Genomic DNA, 8,227 nt, shown 5'->3' with positions numbered 1-8,227 from the left:
GCCGACATCATCGCCCGCATCTCCGATATGCCGGTCTCGCGCCTGCACGAGTTGCTGCCGTGGGAATGGGACGGGGCCACGCCCCTGGTCAAGGTCGCTTGACCGCGGCCTCCAGCGAATGCTTACTGTCCAAGTACGATTTTGTGTTGTCGGTCACGGAGCGGACGAGGCTGACCGAACAACGCCAAGGCATATGCAAGCGTTGACTATACAGCCTAACGTGATTTGCGTGTTATGAGTGCAATCTAGCATTGTCCAAAGCTGTACTGTCCACGCGTGTGAAGACAGTTCTGTTTCTGTTTTGGAGAACCGATAACGCGGCAATCTGAAATGCGCGAATGTCGAGGTTGGCCCCGCCGTCTGCGACGCACTCCTCCTCAGTTGCGGAGACAGCGGAGCCTGGTAAGCAACGACCCACGTCGCTCCGCGGCAACGTGCTACGGTATTTTATCGAAGAAAAGCGATTTGTCGCAGCATGGGCTGCCTAACGCGACATGGTTAGCGTGGCATGAATGCTACTATGCAGATCACGCAATGCTGCAATGCAGCATTTGCCATTGTGAGAAGCGATGAAATCGTCGAATGTCCACATGTCGGCAGCCTTTTTCCTCCTCCCTTAGGGTTGTCGAAGACTTCTGAGGCGGCGCGCGTTTCCTCCCTTGTGCGCCGCCTCGTTTTGTCACCGGTGATGAACCTAAAGCTCCCATGATGTAGCTGAGGTGTTGCTGATCATCCCGATTTCCAACCCGTCTCGTTCTCGGGCTTTTTATCCCCTGCGCCCAGCAGGGCTTCCCCGGACCCGCTTACATAGACGATCTGGAGCTCGATGTAGCCTTTGGATTTGCAGGCGCTGCAGCGCAGCTTTGGGACGATGTCCTGCAAACGGGTTTCCCAGCCCAATCGATCAATCAGGGGTTTCACCGCGAGCATCCGGTGCGATCGACAGGTCTTGCATGTGATACTGAGATGGTTGTTGGTGATACTGCCAAGCTGCGTCATTTCCGATGGGTATCACGGGCTGCACTATCCGTCAGCTGGTATCAGGAAGGGTCTCACGGCACCCAGCCACACACCACTTCCCCCGTCTCATTATGCGCGACGATCTGCGCCAGCGTTCCCACGGTCAACACATCCGCCCGCGATGGTCGAATGGGCTGCGCCCAGTCACAGGCGTCGGACTGGCTGGTTGGCTCAGTCGCGCATCCAGCGGTCAGCGCGGCGCTGAAGATCATCGCGGTCCGCGTTCTGCAGGTCATGGCGGATATCCCGTGCGGTTTTCAGGGCGGTGATGCGGGCGTTGGCGCGACGGAGGGTCTCTTCGGCCTGAGCGTCGCGACGGCCGCGGCGCAGGGCCAGCCAGACGAGAACCGCGATGCCCGCGGCGAGGGTGGCCACGCGCGCCAGCGTGCGACCGACCCTCACCACCGCTGCGGTGAGGACCGCGCCGATCATGGCGTTTTCCCCGAGCGGTGGTCTTCGATACGCGCGGCTCTGGCGCGCCATGCCGCACAAACGACAGCAAGGAAGACGGCGGCCCCGATCCAGGGCAGGAGCGCGGGGAGCCATCCGTCCAGACCCAGAAGGGCAATCAAACGGTGCGCCAGCCCTTGCGCGCCTTCGGCCTCCGCCAAGGCAGGTGCGATCTGACTGCTCAGCGTTCCGAGCGCGCCAAGAGTGCCCAATCCGATCTGGGTATTGGCGGCAGTGACAATCCGGCTGTTGCGCGGCATGCCGGAGGCCCGCTCGGCCGCAATCTCGCGCGGCGGCACGGTGTCCAGAGCGTCGATCAGAGCAGTGTCAATGATCGGGGCCAGTGTGAGCGCGTTGTCCTGCCGGAAGGCGAGAATGGCTGCGCGTGTGCGGGGCCCCATGATGCCATCTGCGGTCCCGACCTCATGATAGCCGAGGGCGCGCAACCGCTGCTGGACGTCGCGCACCGACAGGGTCACCGCGGGTGCGACGCTGCCGGCCCGGCGGATGCCGAGGAGCCGGGTCTTTGAATAGCGCTTGATGTTGACCGCATCGGCCTGATTGCCGCCGAGCACCTCGATCGAGGCGGCGGTCTTGCGCACGAAGAAGCCGACATGGCCCTGCCAGCCGCTTGGGTCGCCACGGGTAAAGATCGCGATGTCGCCTTCCTGCGCCTCGGCCAGATCGACCGGCACGCCCCAATTCAGATAGGACCGGGCGTTGAGCTTGCGGGTGGAGCGCAGGCCGGCGCGTTCGATGCAATGGCCGACAAAGGCGGCGCACCAGGCCACGCTGTCATGCTCGACCCAATCATGACCCACGGTGGCGTACATCTGCACGATCACCGGATTGTTCTGCGGTCCGGAGCCTTCGGTGGTCCCGATATAGGTTTTGGCAATCTCGTAGGGGGTCATTTCGGTCTCCGATAAAAAAAGCCGCCCCGAAGGACGGCTGTGTGATGCGTGTTGAAGGTTTGCGAACCCGCAGGCCGCGACGGCGCAGATCGCGCCGCGGACCGGCTGGGCAATGTTCATTTCGCTGGCGGTACCCGATGCTCCATTGCGGGTGCTACCGATAGCCCAAGCCTCCCCGTCACCGCCTGCGGTCGGGTGCTCCATCCGAGAAACGGTCGAGGAGGAACTCGTAGAGCCGGTCGATCTTGCCCTCGAGGCCGTCGAAACGCTTTGCGATGGAGGGCTGGTCAATCTTGGCGATCTCGATCTCCAAGGCGGCGACACGGGCGCGAATGTCGTGCACGTCATCGCGGATCGTCTCGATGTCGCGCTCGGTGGTGTCCGGCCGGGGTCGGATGGTTTGCCAGAGCTTGATTATGGCGAGCATGGCGCCCGCGACACCGCCCATGCCGATGATGAAGTAAACCAGTGTGGGGATCCCTGTGACCCAATCCTGCGCCATGTGCTGTCCTGTTCTGTTACTGCGGCCCGGAGACATCCGGGTCGACTATGGGTGGGGTGCTTGGCGCGGCCTTGGCCCTCGCAACCGTCGGGGTCGTGGCTGCGCGCGGGTCAGCCCCTGCGCCGCCCCGGGGCTGCTTGAGGTCAAGTGCGGTGACAAAGCCACCTGCGCGGCTGAGCGTATGGGTCACGGCCTCGATCCGGTACGCCCCGTCAACACCCGGCCGGGTACCCGAGACGATGCACAGCCCATCGGGGATGGCGGCGGTATTGCCCTCGATCACGACAGAGCCTTCGCCCGCGTCGCGCTCGGCCGTGGCCGCATCGCTGTCGGTCTGCTGGACGGCCTCGGTTGGCCCCGCCAGCGACAGGCGCCCGGAATGAACCGCCCGAACATCCAGCCCTGTGGCGCGCTCCACCACCTGCCAGCCGGTCTTCTCGACATCATACCAGCGCGCCCGGACGCCGCTGAACTGCGGCCGCCCAAGCTGCGGGGCAATGTCCCAGTTGTGCAGGTTGTCACCCCAGGCCGCGCGGACGGCAGCGGTGTAATCGGCGTTGCGCCGGGAGAGAATGACCGTGTCGTCGACGATGCGGAAGTTGGCCCCGATCTCGCGCGCCAAGCGCTCACCCATGGCGGCGAAGCTCTCGTCGCGCATCTCGAAGTAGCTGCGGGACAGGCTGCGCAGCGTGGGATCAATCTGCACATTCGCCACCTCGGCAAAACGGGCGGCATCGCGCAGGATCGTCTCGACCGTGGCCTCGTCCCAGTGGCGCTGCTGGCCCTCCTTTGCGGGACCGGTGGTGTCCATGCCTTTCGCACTGATCCGCAGGCGGCGACCCGCCCCGCGGCTCCCCGAGGACTTCACCTCGTCCACCGTGCCGCGAAACACCTCGCGCAGGCCCTGACCCTGCCAGCCGAGGCTGATGGCGACCTTCGCCCCCTTGCGAGGCAGGACGATCTGGCCAGAGGTGTCGTCGATCTCGAGATCGGCGCTGTCGGTGTGCGTGCCGACCTTGTCCGCGACCCGCAGGCTCAGCAGCACCGGTGCCAGCGCTGTCGTGATGTTTGTCCCGGCGACCGTGACGGTGAACGCTGCGCGCATGTCCCCCTCCGCTGTTACCAGAGCCGGATCGGCGCCAGCACCTGCGCCGGATCGGGCGCCGGGTCGGGGGCCGGGACCGGCAGCAGAAAGGACGTGCCCAGGGGCAGAGTTGCGCCATGCGCGGCAAGCCCGGGGTTCATCGCGTAAATCCGCTCGACGAGGCCTGGCATGGCGCGGTGGAAGCGCCGCCAGACGATCAGGGAGATTGTGAGGCCATCACCCTCGACGGTGACGCGTTCGGTGATGTCGGTCATGTCAGCTCCGGCAGGAAGACCCGCGCCAGGCGCGCGAAGAAGGTGGTGGCAGCGGGGGGCGCGCTGCGCGCCACCTCGATATCGACGTCGATCACGCGGCCGACCCCACCTGCGCCCAGATGGCTGGAGCGCTCCGTCACGGTGCGGATCACCACCCAGCCCATGACGGCGCCGTCGCCGCGCATCATGTAGTGCGGCGCGCCGGAGGCCCGGAGGGTGTAGAGCATGTCCAGCTCCGAGAGCCCGCCGAATGTCTCGGGAAAGAGCTTGGCCTTGATCGTCCAGGTCTCGGGACCCTCGCCCACGAACTCGAGCGGGGGGCGAGCGCCCAGCACCGGCTTTTCGGCAAAGCCGGCGGCGTGGCCGTGGTCATAGCTGCCCGCATTGAACGGCACGACTTCGAAGCGCAGCGGTCCCAGCATCATCAGCATCACGCAAACCTCATGCCTGTGTCGGCAAACACACCGCGGAAGGCCTCGCGCACCTCGTCGCGCATCTGCCGCCCGATCTCCCGCGAGAGCTGGGCAGGATCGACCCGCTCGGTGGTGCTGATGGTGGGGGAGATCACGATATCACCGACCGTCACGGTGATCGTCGGAGGGCTGGAGGCGGCCGAAGCAGATGATGCAGGGGAAGCCATCGGCCCCTCGCCAGTCGAGTGCACATAGCCGTTGCGACTGGCCGTGATCAGCTCGGGGCCGTCTTCGCCCACGAGATAGGTGCCACCCCGGCTGATCGGCCCCCCCTTGGCGCGCTGGCCGTCGAGGTCTGGCGCCGCGGCAGCCGGGGCTGTAGGCAAGGCTGCACCCGGTGTCGTGCCGGGGCGATTGAGCCCATCAAGCTCCATGGCAAGGGCACGCGCACGGGCCAGCGCTGCATCGATCGAGGCCGTGCTGACCTCAGGGGTGGCGCTGGTGTCGCCCAACATGCGCAGAGCATTGGTGACCTCGTCCGCACGGGATAGGCCTTCGGCCAGCTCTGCTTCAATGGCCACAAGCTCGTCTTGGAGCAGCGACAGGTCCCGCTGCAGCGGCGCCGCCAGCGTCTGCCCCATCGGGCCATTCTGGTCGATCTGCGCGATCTGCGCCTGGACACCCGCGATGTCATCGCGCAGTTGCTCGGCGTATCCTGAGAGCCCTGCAAGATACTCTGGTGTCGGCAGCTCGCCCGCCTGTTGCGCCGCGAGAAGTGTGTCCGCCGCGTTGCGCTGGTCCGTCGGCAGATTGGTGGGGGGACCCTGAATATCTGCCGAAGGCGACGGAGCCTCGTCCTCTCCGATCAACCACTTGAGCCAGCCCGGGGGCTCGCCAAAGTCGATCAGGCTGGACAGGTCAATCCTGCCGACGGCCGAGAGGATGCGCCCCGGGATCCCCGTGACCCAGGCCAGAAAGTCATCAAATGCCTGCACCGCCCCGTCCTTGAGCCGCTGGATCAGGTTGGCACCTGCCTCGAACACCTCTGGCGGGATTTCCCCGAAGAGACCGCGCAGCAGCCCCATGACGAAGTCGGAATAGGCATGCCACGCCGCGCCAATGCCGTCAAAAACTGCGTCGACGATAGAACCAGCCACACCGCCCCAATCCACACCCGGACCATCGCTGGCAAGCCAGGCCGCAACACCTGTCCAGATCTCGGTGAAGGTCTCGTAAAGAAACCCGCCCAGCACACCGATCAAGCGACCGACACCGGCGCCAATCGTCTCGCCCACCGCGCCCCAATCCACCGTCACGGTCGAGGCCCAGTCATGGACAGCACCATACGCACCGGCCATCGCCCGCACCAAGGCCGCGCCAAGACCGTAAGCAACCTGCGGCACCCCAAGCACGATTTTCGCCGCGACCTGCGACCAGTCAATGTCGAGGCCACTTGCGAACGTCGAGACCGCCGCCCACGCGCCACCAATCGAACTGATCGCCAGTTCCCCAAGGCCGCTCCAAACAGCAAGCATGCCGCTGGCCACAGTCGCGCCAACGCGGCCCCAATCCAGATCGCCCACATAAGACGTGATCGAGGCCCAACCGGAGCGGAGCGCCGCAATGGCCGCATGCGCCACATCCGCTGATAACGCGCCGACAGACGTGCCCGCGTCAGCCGCCAGGCCCCGGAGGTCCAGATCCAGACCCGAACTCCAAGATGTGACACGTGACCAGGCCTCCGACAGCCCACCCATCAAACTGTCGACGATTTGCTTGCCCGCGCTGCGCGCCTGCGCCAGCGCCGCCTGCGGATCAACAACCAGATTGGACAGCAAGTCGCGCAGGCCAGATGCAGCTCTCGCAAGACCCGCCACCGCACCTGCCGTCGCAGTCCCTGCAGCCGACCCCCAGCGCAGCCAAAGATCGGGATCGATCGGCCCCGTCAGCCGATTGAACCACGATAGAGCTTCCCCCACGAGGTCGTTGAACCTCTCGATCGCAGGGCTGGCGGCCCCCATGGCGCTTGAGAAGGAGGTCTTGAACGCATCGATCCCCGCTTTGACGCCCTGCCAATTGTTGCTCAGGAACGACAGGGCCGCGCCAACCGCAAGAAGGGGTCCGGCGCGTGCGACCAGGAACAGGCTGCGGAAGCCTGCAGCCAGCAGGCTCAGAGCGCCGCCGCGGCCCAGCAGCCCGACAAAGGTCAGGCCAGCGAGGGCGCCTTTGAGCGCGATGAACCCCGCAATCGATCCGACAATCGCCGTGGTCACTTCCGGATAGCTGGCAGCAAACTCGGAGGCCGCGACGATGATCGGCGCAATCGCCTGTCCGAGGCGGACGAGGGCCGGAATAAGCGCGTTGCCGATGCGGATTTTGAACTCGTCAAGCAAGCTCAAGAACCGCTGAAGATGGGAATTGAACGTGTCGTTCTGTGCGGCGAACTCCGCAAAGGCCGAGCCCGCATACTGGGATTGCTCGCCCACCATCGCCAAGGTGCCCTCGATCAGATCGAGGTTTGTCAGCAGAGGGCCAAGCGCCCGGGCCTCGCTGCCAAAGAGGTCCGTGGAGATGGCCGCCTGCTGTTCCGCGGGCAGCTGCGCAATCCGGCGCAGAACATCCGTTGTCGTCTCGACGGCGTTCTCCTGCATGGACCGGGCGACCTGCTCGGCATCAAGGCCAAGCGCCTGCAGCGCGTCCCGTTGCGACCCGGTGGCGGATGCGCCGCGCGTCAGGGCCGCCCCCATGTTCCGGAAGGAGGTGGCGGCCACATCGGATTGCGCGCCTGCCGCCAGCATCGCCGAGGCAAAGGCGGCTGTCTGCTCGGCGGTAAAGCCGAACATGGTGGCCTGCGCACCCACGCTCTGCACCACGCTGAGAATGTCCGCCGCACTTGAGGCCTGGCTGTTGGACAGGTGGTTCATCGCGTCCGCGAGCAGAATGGCCTCGTCGACGGAAAGACCGAGTGCTGTCATCATGTTGGCCATCGCGGTGCCGGATTGCTCGGAGCTGATATCGAAGGCGACGCCGATCTTGGCGGCCGCAGCGGTAAACCGCGTCAGGTCCGCTCCTGCGATGCCGGCTTGGCCCGCGGCGGCTGCGATCTCCGCCAGACCATTGACGGCAAAGGGGATCTCCCGCGAGAGCCGGAACAGCTCGTTTTGAAACGCGTCAAAGGCTTCGGGTGTCGGAAAGTCGACAACCTTTGCCACGCTGGCCATGGCCGCCTCGAACTCTGCCGCGGTCTGGATCGGACCTGCGATGGCCGCATGCAGCGTGGCGTAGCTGCCCGCAACGTCGATCACCCCCAATCGGGCCCTGTCCAGCGCATCTGCATTGCGCGAGAGCGCCAGATCAAGCCGGTCCGACAGACCGAGGCGCTGGCCATTTGCCTCGCGTATGCGGTGCGTGATCCCGGCCAGGGAGCCTGCGGCCCGCCGGGCGGGCTCGGTGACCCGGTCGATCAGGGAAATGATCAGCTGCGACGTCAGAACGGACATGGCTCACCTGCGCTGTGCGCCGGCCAGACGCCGGGCTTCGTTGTGCCAGAGCACGACCTCGGACCAGTC

General features: G+C 65.4%; 8 protein-coding genes. All 8 read right to left on the bottom strand.

Going from position 1 to position 8,227, the window contains the following annotated elements; all coding sequences use genetic code 11:
- Positions 1 to 729: 729 nt before the first annotated feature.
- The 8 genes from IEV82_RS20360 to IEV82_RS20325 all read right to left on the bottom strand — a co-directional run bounded on the left by IEV82_RS20360 (position 730) and on the right by IEV82_RS20325 (position 8,158).
- Positions 730 to 921 (bottom strand): hypothetical protein, encoded by a 192-nt coding sequence (locus IEV82_RS20360; protein WP_188483920.1) that lies wholly within the window; start codon positions 919 to 921, stop codon positions 730 to 732.
- Between the two features lie 270 nt (positions 922 to 1,191).
- Complete coding sequence (locus IEV82_RS20355; RefSeq protein ID WP_188483919.1) at positions 1,192 to 1,452, bottom strand: hypothetical protein; 261 nt, start codon at positions 1,450 to 1,452, stop codon at positions 1,192 to 1,194.
- On the bottom strand, positions 1,449 to 2,384 hold the full coding sequence (locus tag IEV82_RS20350) for a C40 family peptidase (RefSeq protein ID WP_188483918.1): 936 nt from the start codon (positions 2,382 to 2,384) through the stop codon (positions 1,449 to 1,451). Before IEV82_RS20350 ends, IEV82_RS20355 begins: the two co-directional genes overlap by 4 nt.
- A gap of 178 nt (positions 2,385 to 2,562) precedes the next feature.
- A complete protein-coding gene (locus IEV82_RS20345; RefSeq protein WP_188483917.1) occupies positions 2,563 to 2,886 on the bottom strand; it encodes a hypothetical protein in 324 nt (107 codons plus the stop codon).
- Positions 2,887 to 2,902: 16 nt separating this feature from the next.
- Positions 2,903 to 3,991 (bottom strand): phage late control D family protein, encoded by a 1,089-nt coding sequence (locus tag IEV82_RS20340; RefSeq protein ID WP_188483916.1) that lies wholly within the window; start codon positions 3,989 to 3,991, stop codon positions 2,903 to 2,905.
- Positions 3,992 to 4,005: 14 nt separating this feature from the next.
- Positions 4,006 to 4,245: a tail protein X gene (locus IEV82_RS20335; protein WP_188483915.1), complete on the bottom strand. Its 240-nt coding sequence runs from the start codon at positions 4,243 to 4,245 to the stop codon at positions 4,006 to 4,008.
- A complete protein-coding gene (locus IEV82_RS20330) occupies positions 4,242 to 4,676 on the bottom strand; it encodes a phage tail protein (protein ID WP_188483914.1) in 435 nt (144 codons plus the stop codon). Before IEV82_RS20330 ends, IEV82_RS20335 begins: the two co-directional genes overlap by 4 nt.
- Positions 4,676 to 8,158: a phage tail tape measure protein gene (locus IEV82_RS20325; RefSeq protein WP_188483913.1), complete on the bottom strand. Its 3,483-nt coding sequence runs from the start codon at positions 8,156 to 8,158 to the stop codon at positions 4,676 to 4,678. Before IEV82_RS20325 ends, IEV82_RS20330 begins: the two co-directional genes overlap by 1 nt.
- Positions 8,159 to 8,227: the final 69 nt, after the last annotated feature.

Origin of the sequence: Marivita lacus (assembly GCF_014637725.1) — a bacterium.
GTDB classification, from domain to species: domain Bacteria; phylum Pseudomonadota; class Alphaproteobacteria; order Rhodobacterales; family Rhodobacteraceae; genus Marivita; species Marivita lacus.
The sequence above is the reverse complement of the archived record's forward strand: the minus strand, read 5'-3'. Positions and strand labels throughout refer to the sequence as shown.